12 protein-coding genes are annotated in these 17,135 nt (G+C 70.4%); 6 read left to right on the top strand and 6 right to left on the bottom strand.

What is annotated here, in order from left to right; genetic code table 11:
* Window positions 1–104: 104 nt before the first annotated feature.
* Complete coding sequence (locus QF034_RS34380; protein ID WP_307178576.1) at window positions 105–1,445, top strand: DUF2254 domain-containing protein; 1,341 nt, start codon at window positions 105–107, stop codon at window positions 1,443–1,445.
* Window positions 1,446–1,577: 132 nt separating this feature from the next.
* Here QF034_RS34380 and QF034_RS34375 read toward each other — a convergent pair whose 3' ends face one another.
* Genes QF034_RS34375 through sucC form a run of 3 tightly spaced genes read right to left on the bottom strand, consistent with a single transcriptional unit; the run spans window position 1,578 to window position 5,203 of the window.
* Window positions 1,578–3,119 carry an aldehyde dehydrogenase family protein gene (locus QF034_RS34375; protein WP_307178575.1) on the bottom strand — a complete coding sequence of 514 codons (1,542 nt, stop codon included), beginning with the start codon at window positions 3,117–3,119 and terminating at the stop codon, window positions 1,578–1,580.
* A 44-nt stretch (window positions 3,120–3,163) separates the two neighbouring features.
* Window positions 3,164–4,063 carry a succinate--CoA ligase subunit alpha gene (gene sucD / locus QF034_RS34370; RefSeq protein WP_307178574.1) on the bottom strand — a complete coding sequence of 300 codons (900 nt, stop codon included), beginning with the start codon at window positions 4,061–4,063 and terminating at the stop codon, window positions 3,164–3,166.
* 9 nt (window positions 4,064–4,072) lie between these two features.
* Window positions 4,073–5,203 (bottom strand): ADP-forming succinate--CoA ligase subunit beta, encoded by a 1,131-nt coding sequence (gene sucC / locus QF034_RS34365; protein ID WP_307178573.1) that lies wholly within the window; start codon window positions 5,201–5,203, stop codon window positions 4,073–4,075.
* Between the two features lie 144 nt (window positions 5,204–5,347).
* Between sucC and QF034_RS34360 the strand changes: the two genes are divergently transcribed.
* The 5 genes from QF034_RS34360 to QF034_RS34340 all read left to right on the top strand — a co-directional run bounded on the left by QF034_RS34360 (window position 5,348) and on the right by QF034_RS34340 (window position 13,345).
* Window positions 5,348–7,030 (top strand): thiamine pyrophosphate-binding protein, encoded by a 1,683-nt coding sequence (locus QF034_RS34360; RefSeq protein WP_307178572.1) that lies wholly within the window; start codon window positions 5,348–5,350, stop codon window positions 7,028–7,030.
* A gap of 10 nt (window positions 7,031–7,040) precedes the next feature.
* On the top strand, window positions 7,041–8,276 hold the full coding sequence (frc, locus tag QF034_RS34355; RefSeq protein ID WP_114256408.1) for a formyl-CoA transferase: 1,236 nt from the start codon (window positions 7,041–7,043) through the stop codon (window positions 8,274–8,276).
* 4 nt (window positions 8,277–8,280) lie between these two features.
* Window positions 8,281–10,425, top strand: a complete 2,145-nt coding sequence (locus QF034_RS34350; RefSeq protein WP_307178571.1) for an acetate--CoA ligase family protein — start codon at window positions 8,281–8,283, stop codon at window positions 10,423–10,425.
* A gap of 123 nt (window positions 10,426–10,548) precedes the next feature.
* Window positions 10,549–11,937 carry an OFA family MFS transporter gene (locus QF034_RS34345; RefSeq protein ID WP_307178570.1) on the top strand — a complete coding sequence of 463 codons (1,389 nt, stop codon included), beginning with the start codon at window positions 10,549–10,551 and terminating at the stop codon, window positions 11,935–11,937.
* A gap of 1 nt (window position 11,938) precedes the next feature.
* On the top strand, window positions 11,939–13,345 hold the full coding sequence (locus QF034_RS34340; RefSeq protein ID WP_307178569.1) for an OFA family MFS transporter: 1,407 nt from the start codon (window positions 11,939–11,941) through the stop codon (window positions 13,343–13,345).
* A gap of 64 nt (window positions 13,346–13,409) precedes the next feature.
* On the opposite strand, the gene QF034_RS34335 is transcribed toward QF034_RS34340, so the two are convergent.
* From QF034_RS34335 to eboE, 3 genes are all read right to left on the bottom strand, one after another.
* A complete protein-coding gene (locus QF034_RS34335) occupies window positions 13,410–14,468 on the bottom strand; it encodes a sugar phosphate isomerase/epimerase family protein (RefSeq protein ID WP_307178568.1) in 1,059 nt (352 codons plus the stop codon).
* Window positions 14,469–14,549: 81 nt separating this feature from the next.
* A complete protein-coding gene (locus tag QF034_RS34330; protein ID WP_307178567.1) occupies window positions 14,550–15,968 on the bottom strand; it encodes an alkaline phosphatase family protein in 1,419 nt (472 codons plus the stop codon).
* Entirely contained in the window at window positions 15,965–17,134 is a 1,170-nt protein-coding gene (gene eboE, locus QF034_RS34325; protein ID WP_307178566.1) for a metabolite traffic protein EboE, read from the bottom strand. Before eboE ends, QF034_RS34330 begins: the two co-directional genes overlap by 4 nt.
* Window position 17,135 lies beyond the last annotated feature (1 nt).

Raw genomic sequence — 17,135 nt, 5'->3', positions numbered from 1 at the left:
GACATGGACAACCATACCAAGGTTTCGCAGTGCCTTTCACCTGCGTTTCCTTCCCCAGGGCGGGGGTCCGGGACCTCGCGCCCCGATGCGCCTAGGGTCACACCATGAGTGACTGGATGGTTACGCGGAGCTCCACCGTGCGGCGTCGCTCCCGTGCGCTGTCGCCGCTCAGGGAGCACCTGCGGGACACGTTCTGGTTCGCCCCGACCGCGGCGATGGTGGGCGTCTTCGTGGTCTGGGCGGGGGCCCAGGCGCTGGACACGGCCATCGTCGACGCGCTCCAGGACGACCGCGACTACGACACGCTCGACGAACTGCTGCGGTTCGCTCAGGACGCGAAGGCCGTGGTGAGCGCGGTCGGCTCGGCGATGATGACCTTCATCGGCGTGGTCTTCAGCATCTCGCTGGTGGCCGTGCAGATGGCGAGCGGGCAGTTCACGCCGCGCGTGGTGCGGCTCTTCGTCCGGAGCCGGATCACCAAGGCGACCTTCGCCGTCTTCCTGGCGACCTTCGTGCTGACCCTGCTCGTCCTGACCTCCTTCGACACCGCCGACGATCCGCGTGCCGTCACCACGGTGCCCCTGGTGCAGTCGGTCCTCACCCTCGGCATGGTCGCGCTGAGCCTGCTGCTGTTCGTGCTCTACGTGAACACCACCCTGCGGCTGATGAGAATCAGCCATGTGATCGCGCGGATCGCCACGGAATCGTTCCGGGTGGCCGCCTCGATGCCCGTGCCGACGGGCGGACAACCCGGGGCGGACGCCGCCCGCCTGGGTTCCGCGACCGCGTGGGTGCCGCACGAGGGCCGGGCGGGGGTGCTGCGGGACGTGCACATCACGCGGCTGGTGCGGGTGGCACGCAAACACGGGGTCGTGCTGCGGCTGATCCCGCGGATCGGCGACTTCGTGGTGCCCGGCACGCCCGTGCTGGCGGTCCACGGCGGGCCGGCCCCGTCCCGCAGGGCGCTGCGCTACACGATCTCGGTGGGGGTGGAGCGGACCTACCACCAGGATCTCGGCTTCGGCCTGCGCCAGTTGTCCGACATCGCGCTGCGCGCCCTGTCGTCCGCGATCAACGATCCGACGACCGCCGTCCAGGCGCTGGACCGGATCGTCCAGTTCCTGGCCGCGCTCAGCCGGCGACCGCTCGACGCCGCCCTGCACCGGGACCGGGGCGGGACGGTGCGGCTGGTGCAGCCCGTGCCGGGGTGGACCGAGCTGGTGGATCTGGGGTTCACCGAGGTACGGGGGTGCGCCGTGGGAAGCCCGCAGGTTTCGCGGCGCATGCTGGCCGGGCTGGACGACCTGCTCCTGCTCGTGCCGCCGGAGCGGCGGGAGCCGCTGCTCCGCCACCGCGCGCTGCTCCGGCAGGCGGTGGACCGGTCCGGGCCGGCCCCCGCGGACCGCGCGTTCGCCCTGCGCCCGGACCGGCAGGGCATCGGCTGACCGGCGCCTCGGCGACGTCCGCCGCCGATACGGATTTCAGGACGCGCCAGTTTCACCGCCCGTCGTCGACCGACGCCGAAACCCCGCGCGGCACCCGCGTGGCGACCCGGCGTCGGCCGCGACGGCCCGCCCTCAGGGCAGCAGCTGGTACTCCGGGAAGTTGCCCGGCAGCCGCTCCCCCGCCGGTCCCCGTGTCACCGCGCGCACCAGCAGTTCGCCGCCGACGAACGCGCCGTGCCAGGACGCGCCGAGCCCGCCGAACAGTTCGTCACGGTCGCCGCGGGAACGGGGCCGGCCGTGGCCGGTCTTGAACGCGCGGATCTGCGGGGCGAGTCGCTCGTAGGTCGCCCGGTCGTCCGTGGACAGCGTGGCCACGAGCGCGCCGTTCGAGGCGTTCATCGCGGCCAGCAGCTCCGCCTCCGTGTCGACCAGGACGATGGTGTCGACCGGGCCGAACGGCTCCGCGTGGTGCAGCGGAGAGGACGGGGGCGGGTTGAGGAGCGTGACCGGCTGGACGTAGGCCGAGGTGTCCTGGCCGGGCAGGAAACGGGCGTCGGACGGACTGCCGCGGTGCAGCGGTACCGCGCCGCGCTCGATCGCCTCGGCGACCTGGTCCTGGAGTTCCTTGGCCTTGGCCGCGTTGATGACCGGCCCGAAGTCCAGCTCGGGGTACGGGTCGTCCGGCTGCTCCACGGCGAGCGGGTGTCCGACCCTGAGCATGCGGACCGCCGGGAGGTACGCCGCCAGGAACGCGTCGAACAGGTGCCGCTGGACGACGAAGCGCGGGTACGCCGTGCAGCGCTGCTTGCCGTAGTCGAAGAGCTTGGGGATGACCGCCGTGAGCGCGTCCCAGTCCGAGTAGTTCCAGATGCCCCAGGTGTTGAGTCCCTCCTGTTCGAGTACGTGTCGTTTGCCCAGGTCGGCGACGGCCGTGGCCACCGCGGCGCCGGTGTCGCGGCCGCCGACGAAGGAGACGCAGCCGATCTCGGGCGCCCGCACCAGCGCCTGGGACAGCTCGCCTCCGCTGCCGCTGACGAGGGTCACGGGGATCCCCTCACGGGCGGCGAGGGCGCAGGCCAGGGTCAGGCAGGCGACACCGCCGTCGGTCGGGGTCTTGGCGATGACCGCGTTGCCTGCCAGTGCCTGGACCAGCACTGCGTGAACGAGCACGCTCATCGGGTAGTTCCAGCTGGCGATGTTGGACACCGGGCCGTCCAGCGGGGTCCGGTCGGCGAGCATCTCCTCGATGCCGTCGACGTACCAGCGGACCCCGTCGATGGCGCGGTCGACGTCCGCCAGGGCGAGCCGCCAGGGCTTGCCGATCTCCCAGACGAGGAGGAGGGCGAGCAGCCGGCGGTGTTCGGCGAGGGCGTCGAGGGTGGCCGCGACGCGGGCGCGGCGCTCCGGCAGGGGGACGTGACGCCAGGCGCGGTGCTGGTCGAGGGCGGCGCGCACGGCCCGGCGGGCGGTGGCCCCGTCCAGGCGCGGCGGACCGGCGATCGGGCTGCCGTCGACGGGGCTGACGGCGGGCAGGACCCGGCCGTCCGCCTGCCAGGCGGCGTTCCAGAGGTTGAGGATCCGCTCGTCGCGGAAGGCCTCCGGCGCGGCGGCTTGGCAGCGCTGCCACGCGTCGGGCCAGGTCGTGCCGGATTTGAGAGTGAGGGTGGGTGCCATCGGGTTGCTCCGCTCTCGCTGCACGGTCGGGGGCGGGACCTGGCTCACTGCCGTTGTTCTCCGAGGCGCGCTTCGAGGCGTGCGAGCACGAGCTTCGCCGTCTCGGTCGGGGTGCTGCCCACGCTCACCCCGGCCGCCTCCAGCGCCTCCTTCTTCGCCTGCGCGGTGCCGGAGGAGCCGGAGACGATGGCGCCCGCGTGCCCCATGGTCTTGCCCTCGGGTGCGGTGAACCCGGCGATGTAGCCGACGACCGGCTTGGTGACGTGCTCGCGGACGTACGCCGCCGCCCGTTCCTCGGCGTCACCGCCGATCTCGCCGATGAGGACGATGAGTTCGGTGTCGGGGTCGTCCTGGAAGGCGGCGAGGCAGTCGATGTGCGTGGTGCCGACGACCGGGTCGCCGCCGATGCCGACGCAGGTCGAGAAGCCGATGTCGCGGAGCTCGTACATGAGCTGGTACGTCAGCGTGCCCGATTTGGAGACCAGGCCGATGCGGCCCGGTTTGGTGATGTCGGCCGGGATGATGCCCGCGTTGGACTGGCCGGGGGTGATCAGGCCCGGGCAGTTGGGGCCGACGACCCGGGTGCCCTTCTGGCCGGCGTACGTGGTGAAGGCGACGGAGTCGTGGACGGGGATGCCCTCGGTGATGACGACCGCGAGGCCGATGCCGGCGTCGGCGGCTTCGAGGACGGCCGCCTTGGCGAAGGCGGGCGGCACGAAGACGACGGTGACGTCCGCCCCGGTCGCGCGCATTCCGTCGGCGACCGTGCCGAAGACGGGCACGGCTCGGTCGTCGAAGTCGACGGTGCGGCCAGCCTTGCGCGGGTTGACGCCGCCGACGACGTTCGTGCCGGCCGCCAGCATGCGCCGGGTGTGCTTCATGCCCTCGCTGCCGGTCATGCCCTGGACGAGGACCTTGCTCTCCTTGGTGAGGTAAATGGCCATGACGTCCCCTCAGGCTGTGGTGGCGAGTTCGGCGGCACGGCGGGCGGCGCCGTCCATGGTGGTGACCTGCTGGACCAGCGGATGCGCGTGCTCGTCGAGGATGGCGCGGCCCCGGGGCGCGTTGTTGCCGTCGAGGCGCACGACGAGCGGCTTGGTCAGACGGACGGTGTCCAGGGCCTGGACGATGCCGTCGGCGACGGCGTCGCAGGCGGTGATCCCGCCGAAGACGTTGACGAAGACGGACTTCACGGCCGGGTCGGAGAGGATGACCGACAGTCCGTCCGCCATGATCCGGGCGCTCGCTCCGCCGCCGATGTCGAGGAAGTTGGCGGGGCGCGCGCCGCAGCCCGCGACCACGTCCAGGGTCGACATGACGAGTCCGGCTCCGTTTCCGATGATGCCGACCTCGCCGTCGAGCTTGACGTAGTTGAGGCCCTTGGCGGCAGCCGCCGCCTCCAGCGCGTCGTCGTGGCCGGTGTCGTCCGCGCCCCAGCGCGCCTGCCGGAAGCGGGCGTTGTCGTCGAGGGTGACCTTGCCGTCGAGGGCGAGGATCTGTCCCTGCCGGGTGCGGACGAGGGGATTCACCTCGACGAGGAGGGCGTCCTCGCGGACGAGGACCTGCCAGAGCCGCACGAGGACGTCGACGGTCTGCGGCGGCAGTCCGGCCGCCTCGGCGATCTCGCCCGCCTTCGCGGAGGTGACGCCCTCGGCGGGGTCGACGGGGACGCGGGCCACGGCGTCGGGGCGGGTGGCGGCGACCTCCTCGATCTCCATGCCGCCTTCGGCCGAGGCGATCGCGAGGAAGCGGCCCGCCGCGCGGTCGAGTACATAGGACACGTAGAACTCGGTCTCGATGTCCACGGGCTGGGCCAGCATCACCGTGCCGACCCGGTGGCCCTTGATGTCCATACCGAGGATCTGACGGGCGGTGAGCTCCGCGGCGGCCGGGTCGGCGGCGAGCTTCACACCGCCTGCCTTGCCCCGGCCACCGGTCTTCACCTGAGCCTTCACCACGACCCGGCCGCCGAGCCGGCGTGCGATCTCACGGGCCTCCTTGGGCGAGTCCGTCACCTCGGCCCGCGGCACCAAGATGCCGTGTTCCTCGAAGAGTTCCCTTGCCTGGTGTTCGTACAGGTCCATTTTCGGCTCCTGACTGAAAGTGCCGCACGCCCCCTGGACACCACCCCATCGGATGCGGGATAACAAGCTTCATACAGTATTCGTCGACTGTATGCAATGTACCGCGAGACGTTCCAACCCCCTACGAAGGGACAGGACTTCGCCATGCCCGACGACACCCAGGACATGATCTCCGGTGGTCATCTCGTAGCCAAGGCGCTGAAGGCCGAGGGGGTCGAGCGCATCTACACCCTGTGCGGCGGCCACATCATCGACATCTACGACGGCTGCGTCGACGAGGGCATCGAGGTCGTCGACGTCCGTCACGAGCAGGTCGCCGCCCACGCCGCCGACGGTTACGCGCGCATCACCGGCAAGCCAGGCTGTGCGGTGGTCACCGCGGGACCGGGGACGACCGACGCCGTCACCGGTGTCGCCAACGCCTTCCGCGCGGAGTCGCCGATGCTGCTGATCGGCGGTCAGGGGGCCCTCACCCAGCACAAGATGGGGTCCCTCCAGGACCTGCCGCACGTCGACATGATGAACCCCATCACCAAGTTCGCGGCGGCCGTGCCGGACACGGCGCGCGCGGCGGACATGGTGTCCATGGCGTTCCGCGAGTGCTACCACGGTGCGCCCGGGCCCTCCTTCCTGGAGATCCCGCGCGATGTGCTGGACGCCAAGGTGCCCGCGTCCAAGGCCCGCGTGCCGCAGGCCGGCGCCTACCGCGCCTCGACCCGCTCGGCCGGCGATCCGGAGGCGATCGAGAAGCTCGCCGACCTGCTGGTGCACGCCGAGAAACCGGCCATCCTGCTCGGCAGCCAGGTGTGGACGACCCGGGGCACCGCATCGGCCATCGAGCTGGTGCGCACGCTGAACATCCCGGCGTACATGAACGGCGCCGGCCGTGGCACCCTCCCGCCCGGCGACCCGCACCACTTCCAGCTGTCGCGCCGGTACGCCTTCTCCGGCGCCGATGTCATCGTCATCGTCGGCACACCCTTCGACTTCCGCATGGGCTACGGCAAGCGGCTGTCACCGGACGCGACCGTCGTGCAGATCGACCTCGACTACCGCACGGTCGGCAAGAACCGCGACATCGACCTCGGCATCGTGGGCGACGCGGGGCTGGTGCTGAAGTCGGTGACCGAGGCGGCCTCCGGACGTATCAACGGCGGGGCGTCGAAGCGCAAGGAGTGGCTGGACGAGCTGCGGGCGGCCGAACAGACCGCTCTGGAGAAGCGGCTGCCGAGCCTGAGGTCGGACGCCTCGCCCATCCACCCGTACCGGCTGGTCAGCGAGATCAACGACTTCCTCACCGAGGACTCGATCTACATCGGCGACGGCGGCGACATCGTCACCTTCTCCGGGCAGGTCGTGCAGCCCAAGTCGCCCGGGCACTGGATGGACCCCGGCCCCCTGGGCACGCTCGGCGTCGGCGTCCCCTTCGTGCTCGCGGCCAAGCAGGCGCGGCCCGACAAGGAGGTCGTCGCGCTCTTCGGCGACGGCGCGTTCTCCCTCACCGGCTGGGACTTCGAGACGCTCGTCCGCTACGACCTCCCCTTCGTCGGCATCGTCGGCAACAACTCCTCCATGAACCAGATCCGCTACGGCCAGGCCGCCAAGTACGGCAAGGACCGCGAGCGGGTCGGCAACACCCTCGGCGACGTCCACTACGACAAGTTCGCCCAGATGCTGGGCGGTTACGGCGAGGAGGTCCGCGACCCCGCCGACATCGGCCCGGCCCTCAGGCGCGCCCGCGAGTCCGGCAAGCCGTCCCTGATCAACGTCTGGGTCGACCCCGACGCGTACGCCCCCGGAACCATGAACCAGACCATGTACAAGTGAGGTGCCCCCGATGACAGGAACCAAGGCCCTCGAAGGCATCCGCGTCCTGGACATGACCCACGTCCAGTCCGGGCCCTCCGCGACCCAGCTGCTCGCCTGGCTCGGCGCGGACGTCGTCAAGCTGGAGGCGCCGACCGGCGACATCACGCGCAAGCAGCTGCGTGACCTGCCGGACGTCGACTCCCTCTACTTCACGATGCTCAACTGCAACAAGCGGAGCATCACCCTCAACACCAAGACCGAGCGCGGCAAGGAGATCCTCACCGAGCTGATCCGGCGCTCCGACGTCATGGTCGAGAACTTCGGACCAGGCGCGGTCGACCGGATGGGCTTCACCTGGGACCGCATCCAGGAGATCAATCCACGGATCGTCTATGCCTCCATCAAGGGGTTCGGCGAGGGCCCGTACACCAACTTCAAGGCGTACGAGGTCGTCGCACAGGCCATGGGCGGGTCGATGGCGACCACCGGTTTCGAGGACGGGCCGCCGCTGGCGACGGGGGCCCAGATCGGGGACTCGGGGACGGGCGTGCACGCCGTGGCGGGCATCCTCGCCGCGCTCTACCAACGGGAGCGCACCGGTCGCGGGCAGCGGGTCAACGTGGCCATGCAGCACGCTGTACTGAACCTGTGCCGGGTGAAGCTGCGGGACCAGCAGCGTCTGGCACACGGGCCGCTCGCTGAATATCCCAACGAGGACTTCGGCGACGAGGTTCCCAGGTCCGGGAACGCGTCCGGCGGCGGCCAGCCCGGCTGGGCGGTCAAGTGCGCGCCGGGCGGCCCGAACGACTACGTGTACGTCATCGTGCAGCCCGTGGGCTGGCGGCCGATCAGCGAACTCATCGGCCGGCCGGAGCTGGCGGACGACCCCGAGTGGGCGACGCCCGAGGCGCGGCTTCCCAAGCTCAACAAGATGTTCCAGCTGATCGAGGAGTGGTCCTCGACGCTGCCCAAGTGGGAGGTGCTGGAGCGGCTCAACGCGCACAACATCCCGTGCGGCCCGATCCTGTCCACGAAGGAGATCATCGAGGACCGGTCGCTGGTCGCCAACGAGATGGTCGTCACCGTCCCGCACCCCGAGCGCGGCGAGTTCGTCACCGTCGGCAGCCCGCTGAAGCTGTCCGACTCCCCCGTCGAGGTGACCAGTTCGCCACTCCTCGGCGAGCACAACGAAGAGGTCTACGTCGGCGAACTCGGCCTCGGCGACGAGGAAGTGCGCCTGCTCAAGTCGAACGGAGTGATCTGACGTGATGGCCGAAGACCGGGTCCTGCGGGTGCGGGGCGTCCTGGACTCCGTGCGGGCCGAGGGGCGGACCGCGCTGACCGCGCCCGAGGGCAAGGTGATCGCCGACGCGTACGGGATCGCCGTACCGGGCGAGGAGCTGGCGACCGACGTCGACGAGGCCGTGGCGTTCGCGGCGCGCTTCGGCGGGCCCGTCGTGATGAAGATCGTCTCGCCGGACATCCTGCACAAGACCGACGCCGGCGGGGTGATCGTCGGGGTCGAGGGCGCGGCGGACGTACGGGCGGCGTTCCACACCATCATCGACAACGCCCGTGCGTACGACCCCAAGGCCCGTATCTCGGGTGTGCAGGTGCAGGAGCTGCTGCCGAAGGGGCAGGAGGTCATCGTCGGCGCGGTCACGGACCCGACGTTCGGGAAGGTGGTGGCGTTCGGGCTCGGCGGGGTGCTCGTCGAGGTCCTGAAGGACGTGACGTTCCGGCTCGCTCCGGTGGACGCCGACGAGGCGCTGTCCATGCTGGACTCGATCCGCTCGGCGGAGATCCTTCGCGGGGTGCGCGGCCAGGCGGGCGTGGACCGGTGGGCCGTCGCCGAGCAGATCCGCCGGGTGTCGGAACTCGTCGCGGACTTCCCGGAGATCGCGGAGGTCGACCTCAACCCGGTGATCGCCACCGCGGAGGGGGCGGTGGCGGCCGACATCCGGGTGATCCTCGCCGAGTCGCAGCCCGCGCCGCGCCGGAAGTACTCGAGGGAGGAGATCCTCACGTCGATGCGCCGGCTGATGCAGCCGAGGTCGGTCGCCGTCATCGGTGCCTCCAACGAGCAGGGCAAGATCGGCAACTCGGTGATGCGCAACCTCGTCGACGGCGGGTTCGCGGGCGACATCCACCCGGTGAATCCCAAGGCCGATGACATTCTGGGCCGCAAGGCGTACAAGAGTGTCACGGACGTTCCCGGTGAGGTGGATGTGGCGGTGTTCGCGATCCCCGCCAAGTTCGTGGCCGCCGCCTTGGAGGAGGTGGGACGCAAGGGCATCCCGAACGCCGTGCTGATTCCCTCCGGGTTCGCCGAGACCGGCGAGCACGAACTCCAGGCGGAGATCGTGAAGATCGCCGAGCGGCACGGCGTACGCCTGCTGGGGCCGAACATCTACGGCTACTACTCGACCTGGCAGGACCTGTGCGCCACGTTCTGCACGCCGTACGACGTCAAGGGCGGGGTGGCGCTGACCTCGCAGTCCGGCGGCATCGGGATGGCCATTCTCGGCTTCGCCCGCACCACCAAGACGGGCGTGTCGGCGATCGTCGGGCTCGGCAACAAGTCGGACCTGGACGAGGACGACCTGCTGACCTGGTTCGGGGAGGACCCGCACACCGAGTGCATCGCGATGCACCTGGAGGACCTCAAGGACGGGCGCGCCTTCGTGGAGGCCGCGCGGGCGACCGTGCCGAAGAAGCCCGTGGTCGTACTGAAGGCCGGGCGTACGGCGGCGGGTGCGAAGGCGGCCGGCTCGCACACCGGCGCCCTGGCGGGCGACGACGCCGTGTACGACGACATCCTGCGGCAGGCCGGGGTGATCAGGGCGCCGGGGCTGAACGACATGCTGGAGTACGCGCGCGCGTTGCCCGTGCTGCCCGCCCCCAAGGGCGACAACGTCGTGATCATCACGGGAGCCGGCGGCAGCGGTGTGCTGCTCTCGGACGCGGTCACGGACAACGGCCTGTCGCTGATGGAGATCCCGCCGGACCTGGACGAGGCGTTCCGCAAGTTCATCCCGCCCTTCGGGGCCGCGGGCAACCCGGTGGACATCACCGGGGGCGAGCCGCCGTCGACGTACGAGGCGACGATCCGGCTGGGGCTCGAGGATCCGCGCATCCACGCGCTCGTCCTCGGCTACTGGCACACCATCGTCACTCCTCCCATGGTCTTCGCGGAGCTCACCGCGCGCGTGGTGGCCGAGTTCCGGGAGCGGGGGATCGAGAAGCCGGTCGTGGCGTCGCTCGCGGGTGACGTGGAGGTCGAGGAGGCCTGCCAGTACCTCTTCGAGCGCGGGGTCGTGGCGTACCCGTACACGACCGAGAAACCGGTGGCCGTGCTCGGCGCGAAGTACCGCTGGGCGCGGGCGGCGCAGCTGCTGGGGGGCGGTACATGAGGTGAGGGAGCGGGGGGGCCGGCCGACGGTGCGCGTCGGCCGGCCCCGGGACCCGCACGCGCACGAAAGGCATGGGACAGGGGGCGCTGGCCAGATCTTTCGACGCAAGGGGTGCGACACGACATGACAACGACCGATCTGCCCACCACGGTTCCCTACCGAGAGGTCACGGACGCGAACGGACGCGTCTACCGCATCGGTGAGACCGACATCGACATCATGGGCCGCAAACGCAAGTGGATGGTCATCCTGCCGTGGATCGGCATGATGGGCATCTCCTCCGCCGAGTACGCGTTCGCGTCCGCCGAGGACACCCTGCACACCGCGCACCACTGGGACAGCATGCACATCTTCTGGATGATGACCGTGTGGGTCTTCTTCCAGGCCGCGGTGGCCTTCCCCGCGGGCAAACTGCGTGAGAGCGGAAAACTTCCGGCCCGCTGGGCGATGATGCTCGGCGCGACGGGCACGCTGCTGGGCTACCTGTCGCTGGCCTTCGCGCCGCACGTCGTCTTCGCCTACATCGGCTTCAGCATGTTCAGCGGCATGGGCGCGGGCATGGTGTACGCCACCTGCGTCAACATGGTCGGCAAGTGGTATCCGGAACGCAAGGGCGGCAAGACGGGTTTCGTCAACGGCGGCTTCGCCTACGGCTCGGTGCCCTTCGTCTTCCTCTTCAACGGCTACATGGACCTGACCAACTTCCGCTGGGTGCTGGTCTCGGTGGGTCTGTTCCTGGCCGGACTGGTCGCGTGCTCCGGCTACTTCTTCAAGGACCCGCCGAAGAACTGGTGGCCCGCCACGATCGACCCGCTGAACCCGCCCGACGACCCGCGCGCGGCCCGCTCGCTGCGGATGAACCCGCCCGCGGTGCGCCAGTACTCCCCCAAGGAGGCGTGGAAGACCGGCCGGGTGGCCCTGATGTGGTTCTGTCTGGCGTGCACGTCCGGCGTGAACATCTTCGGGATCGCCTTCCAGGTGGACATCGGCGAGGAAGCCGGGTTCGCGGGCGGCATCGTGGCCACGGCCATGTCCCTGAAGGCCGTCGTCAACGGCACCGGCCGCGGCGTCATCGGCTGGCTCTCCGACCTCTACGGCCGCAAGCGGTGCCTGCTGGTCGTCTGCCTCATCCTGGGCCTCGCCCAGTACGGCATCCTCTGGGCGGCCGAGAGCAAGAACCTCACGCTGTTCCTGATCTTCTCCGCGATCTCCGGCTTCGGCGGCGGCGCCATCTTCCCGATGTTCGCGGCCCTCACCGCCGACTACTTCGGCGAGAACAACAACGCGTCCAACTACGGCATGGTCTACAGCGCCAAACTCGTCTCCGGTCTGGGCGCGGGCATGGGCGCCGTGGTCGTGGGCGCCTGGGGACATTCCGGTGCGTTCATCCTGGCCGGCTCCATCTCCCTCTTCGCCGGCTGCATGGCACTGTTCCTGACCCCGCCGGGACGCGACAAGGAAAGGCGCCGCATCGCTCCCAACCCGCAACCGCTCGGCGAGGACACGGCCTGACATGACGGCAGATCCGTACGCAGCAAACAGTTCGTCCACACCCTCCGACGCCGCACACCGTCCCTACCGCGAGGTCACCGACTCACACGGCCGCGTCTACCGCGTCGGCGAGACCGACCGGGACATCCTCGGCCACTCCCGCAAGCTCATGGTGTATCTGCCGTGGATCGCCATGATGGCCATCAGCGTCTTCGAGTACGCGTACGGCTCCGCGGAGGACACCCTGTCCCACGCGCACGGCTGGACGCAGAGCAACACCTTCTGGATCCTCAGCGTCTGGGTGTTCTTCCAGGCCGGCGTCGCCTTCCCCGCGGGCTGGCTGCGGGAGAAGGGCCGTCTGACGGCGCGCACGGCCATGTACCTCGGGTCGGGCATGTGCCTGCTGGGGTTCCTCGCCCTGTCGCACCTGAGCAACGTGCTGCTGGCGATCCTCGGTTTCGGCGTGGTCGGCGGGATCGGCGCCGGGCTCGTCTACGCCACCTGCATCAACATGGTCGGCAAGTGGTTCCCGGAACGACGCGGCGCCCGCACGGGCTTCGTCAACGGCGGGTTCGCGTACGGGTCGCTGCCGTTCATCTTCATCTTCAACTACGGCTTCGACACGGCGAACTACCACCGCGTCCTGGACCTCATCGGCTGCTACGTCATGATCGTGGTGCTGGCCTGCGCCTTCTTCTTCAAGGACCCGCCGAAGAACTGGTGGCCGGCCGACATCGATCCGCTGACCCACTCCGGCGACCGGAAGAACGCCACGAGCCTCGCCAAGAACCCCCCGGCGGTACGCCAGTACACCCCGAAGGAGGCCATCAGGACGGGCATGCTGCCGCTGATGTGGCTCTCCGTGGTGATGACCGCCGGCGTGTCCATCTTCGGTATCTCCTTCCAGGTCGACTTCGCCAAGGAGGTGGGCTTCGGCCCACTGGTGGCGGCGTCGTCCATGGGCCTGATGGCGGTCGTCAACGGCGTCGGCCGCGGCGTGGTGGGCTGGCTGTCCGACCGGTGGGGCCGCAAGTCCACCCTGGTGTTCGTCATCGTCGTCCTGGGCCTCGCCCAGTTCGGCGTCATCTGGGCGGGCGACCTGAAGAGCGAGTGGCTGTTCCTGTTCTTCGCGTTCCTCTCCGGCTTCGGCGGCGGCGCGTTCTATCCGCTGTTCGCGGCGCTCACGCCGGACTACTTCGGGGAGAACTACAACGCCACCAACTACGGGCTGGTCTACAGCGGCAAGCTGATCAGCGGCCTGTTCGGCGGCGGGCTGGGTTCCATGGTGGTCGCGGCCTGGGGCTACAACGGCGCGTATGCGCTCGCCGGGGGCGTGTCGATGCTCGCGGCGGCGGTCGCGCTGCTGCTGCGCCAGCCGGGACGTGCCCAGGCACGGCCAGGACGCGCTCAGGCACAGCCGGTGAGCTGACCGTCCCCCACATGAGGAGGCCCCTCCCCGGCCGGGGAGGGGCCTCCTCATGTGTGCAGGGCCCTCAGCACTTCTCCCGCAGCGAGTGCAGGTGCGCGCTGGAGCGGCGCGCGAACGTGAAGGACTCGGCCGGGTTGTCGTGCTCGGCCTGCCAGTGGTGGGCCATGCGGTGGCCGCGCAACCGGGTCACGGCGGAGATGAACCGCTGGTAGTCGATGTCGCCGTCGCCGACATCGGTCATGCGGTAGCCGTACGGGTTCGACGGGTCGCTCTCCCCGTCCTTCACGTGGAACAGCGGGTAGCGGTCGGGCTGCCTGAGGACGTAGTTGAGCGGCTCGAACGGGGCGGGTGTGCCGTCGGGCCGCTTGGAGAAGCGGAACTGGCCGACGTACGCCCAGTAGATGTCCATCTCCAGGTGGACGAGGTCCGGGTCGGTCTCCTTGAGCAGGACGTCGTAGAGGCGGACCTTCGGGTTGTCGGTGGCGAAGCCGAACTCCTCGGAGTGGTTGTGCTGGTAGAACTTCATGCCCCGGGCCTTCGCCGCCGCGCCGTAGGTGTTGAAGTCCTCGGCGGCGCGCTTCCAGGCGTCGACGGTCGAACCGTAGCGGAACGGGCCGGCGGCCGTGCCGATGTGTTTGAGGCCGAGGGCCTGGGCGTCGTCGAGGACCTTGGTGAGGTTCTGGGCGAAGGTGTAGGCGTTCGGGTCGTCGGAGTAGTAGCCGACGTGGCTGCCGATCGGGTTCAGACCGTGGTTCCGGGCCAGCCGCTTGAGCTGGGCGAGTGTGATGGGGCCGGCCGAGCCCTGGGTGTAGCCGGCGAACTCGACCTCGTCGTAGCCGTACTTCTCCAGTTCGGCGAAGACGGGGCCGAAGCCCAGGGTGGAGACCTTGTCGCGGAGGCTGTAGAGCTGGATGCCGAGGCGGCCGGGCGGCAGGACGGGACGGCCGCGGCCCTTGGCGCCGGAGGCCGTGCCCGTGGCTCCGGACGTGCTGCCGGTGGCGGCCGTCGCGGGGGCGGCGGCGCCGAGCAGGGCGGCGGCGGTGGCGCCTGCGGCCACGCCGAGCATGCCGCGTCTGCTGAGGCGGTGGGTGAGCTCGGGGTCGGGCTGGGAGAAGCGGCTCATGCGTGGAACTCCTCGTGATCGCGGGGCGTTGTCAGTGGTGAGTGCTTCACTTGTGACCAGTCGGGACTGACGGTTACGGCCTCAGTCGAGACCGGCGAGTCGGAGCAGCAGTGACTTCACATCGGTGGCCGCGACGCGGTCGCCGACAGCGCGGGGGGTGGAGCAGATGAGGAGCGGACCGTCGTCGTCGCTCGCCGGGAGGCGGCCGTGGCTGCCGCGAATAGGTGAGGGGTCCAGGGGCACGACCGCCATGCGGTAGCGCATGCCGAGTTTCTTGCGCGCCAGCGCGGTGGCCGCCTTGACCTTGACGTAGGGGTCGAGGGGATCCATGAAGAGCTCGACCGGGTCGTAGCCGGGTTTGCGGTGGATCTCGACGAGCTGTGCGAAGTCGGGCGCGCGGGCGTCGTCGAGCCAGTAGTAGTACGTGAACCAGGCGTCGGGTTCCGCCACGGCGACGAGTTCGCCGGCGCGCGGATGGTCGAGGTGGTGGGCCTTCTTGCCCTCGTCGTCGAGGAGTTGCTCGATGCCGGGCAGGCCGTCGAGGGCGGCCCGGGCGGCGTCGAGGTCCTCGGGGCGGCGCACATAGACGTGGGCGATCTGGTGGTCGGCGACGGCGAAGGCACGGGAGACCATCGGGTCGAGGTACTCCATGCCGTCCTGGGTGTGCACTTCCAGCAGGCCGGCGCGGCGCAGGGCGCGGTTGATGTCGACGGGCCGGTTCACACGGGTGATGCCGTACTCGGACAGCGCGACGACCGTGCGGCCCTCGGCGCGGGCGTCGTCCAGGAGCGGTGCCATGGCGGCGTCCAGGTCGGCGGCCGCCTTCAGGGAGCGCGGGTCGTCGGGGCCGAAGCGCTGGAGGTCGTAGTCGAGGTGAGGGAGGTAGCAGAGCGTCAGGTCGGGGTGCCGGGTGCGGATGATGTGGCGGGTCGCGTCGATGATCCACCGGCTGGAGACGAGGTCCGCTCCGGGTCCCCAGAAGTGGAAGAGGGGGAACGTGCCGAGTTTGTCGGTGAGTTCGTCGTGCAGCGCGGCCGGCCTGGTGTAGCAGTCGGGTTCCTTGCGGCCGTCGGCGTAGTAGACCGGACGGGGGGTGACGGTGATGTCGGTGTCGGCGCCCATGGCGTACCACCAGCAGATGTTCGCGACGGTGTAGCCGGGGTGGGCGCGGCGGGCGGCGTCCCAGAGTTTGTCACCGGCGACGAGGCCGTTGTGCTGGCGCCACAGGAGGACGTCGCCGAGATCGCGGAAGTACCAGCCGTTGCCGACGATGCCGTGCTCCGAGGGCATGGTGCCGGTGAGGAACGTGGACTGGGCGGCGCAGGTGACGGCGGGCAGGACGGTGCCCAGTGAGGCGCGGGAGCCGGACCGGCCGAGCGCCTTGAGGTGGGGCATGTGGTCGAGGAGACGGGGGGTGAGGCCTACGACGTCGAGGACGAGGAGCGGGGTGGGGCGGTCCGCGGCGGCCGGGTCGGGGTGCTCATGGGCGCCGTTGCTCATGGCAGCTCCTTCAGGCCGAGGTCCGTCAACAAATCGCGGGCGAGGGCGAGCTCGGCGGCGATGCCCTCGGCGAGCTGGCTGCGGCCGCGGGGGCGCAGCTCGGGCGGGAGGGCCTGCCAGGTGTAGGTCTCGACCTCCAGGTGGCGGGTGAGCGGGGCCGGGCCGCCGACGAGCCGGGTGAGTGCGGTCTTCAGGACCGGGAGTGTGGAGGTGAGGGGTGCGGCGGGGGCCGCGTGCAGGGGGACGTGGAAGTGGGCGCGCCAGGGTGAGCCGTCGGGCAGGGCGTGGCCGGCGACGGCCTCGTCCAGGTCGTCGGTGGCGCGCAGGCCGGCGGCGGTGGCCGTGCGGGTCTGGTGCAGGAAGCGGGGTTCGGCGAAGGCGGCGAGGGCCTCGCGGACCTCGGGCAGATGGGGGTGTTCGGCGTGCAGGGCGGCGGAGAGCTGGGATTTGACGACGGGGACGCGGGCCTCGGTGAGGGCGTCCAGAGCGGTGTGCGGGTCTTCGAAGGAGGTGGCGAGGTGGCAGGTGTCGACACAGATGCCGATGCGGTCGTGGGCGATCGCGGTGAGCGGGGCGATGGCGTCGTGAGTGGTCTCGACGACGCAGCCGGGTTCCGGTTCCAGCCCGACGCGGATGGAGCGGCCGGTCAGCTCCTCGATGGCGTCGAGGCGTTCGGCGAGGGTGCGCAGGGCGGCGCGGGCGGTCTGCGCGCGCTCGTCGTCGTACGCGGTGCGCCAGGCGAGGGGCAGGGTGGAGATGGTGCCGTCGCCGACGTCGTCGGGGAGGAGCCCGGCGAGGACACGGGCCAGGGCGGTGGTGTGGTCGAGGCGTTCCGGGTCGGCCCAGTCCGGCTTGTAGACCCGGTACTTGACCTCTTCGGCGCCGAAGCCCTCGTACGGGAAGCCGTTGAGGGTGACGACCTCCAGGCCGCGCCGGTCCAGCTCGGTGCGCAGGCCGCGCAGGGCGGACGGGTCGGTGTCGAGGGCGTGGGCGGCGTCCTTGGCGAGCCACAGTCCGATGCCGAGCCGGTCGCGGCCCAGGCGGCGGCGGACGGGTTCGCAGTGGTCGCGGAGCTGCGCGAGGACGCCGTCGAGGGTCTCGGCGGGGTGGACGTTGGTGCAGTAGGCGAGGTGGACGGTGGAGCCGTCGGGGTGGCGGAAGCGCATG

This window comes from Streptomyces africanus (assembly GCF_030816955.1).
GTDB classification, from domain to species: Bacteria; Actinomycetota; Actinomycetes; order Streptomycetales; family Streptomycetaceae; genus Streptomyces; species Streptomyces africanus.
This window is presented reverse-complemented; position numbering and strand designations above follow the sequence as displayed.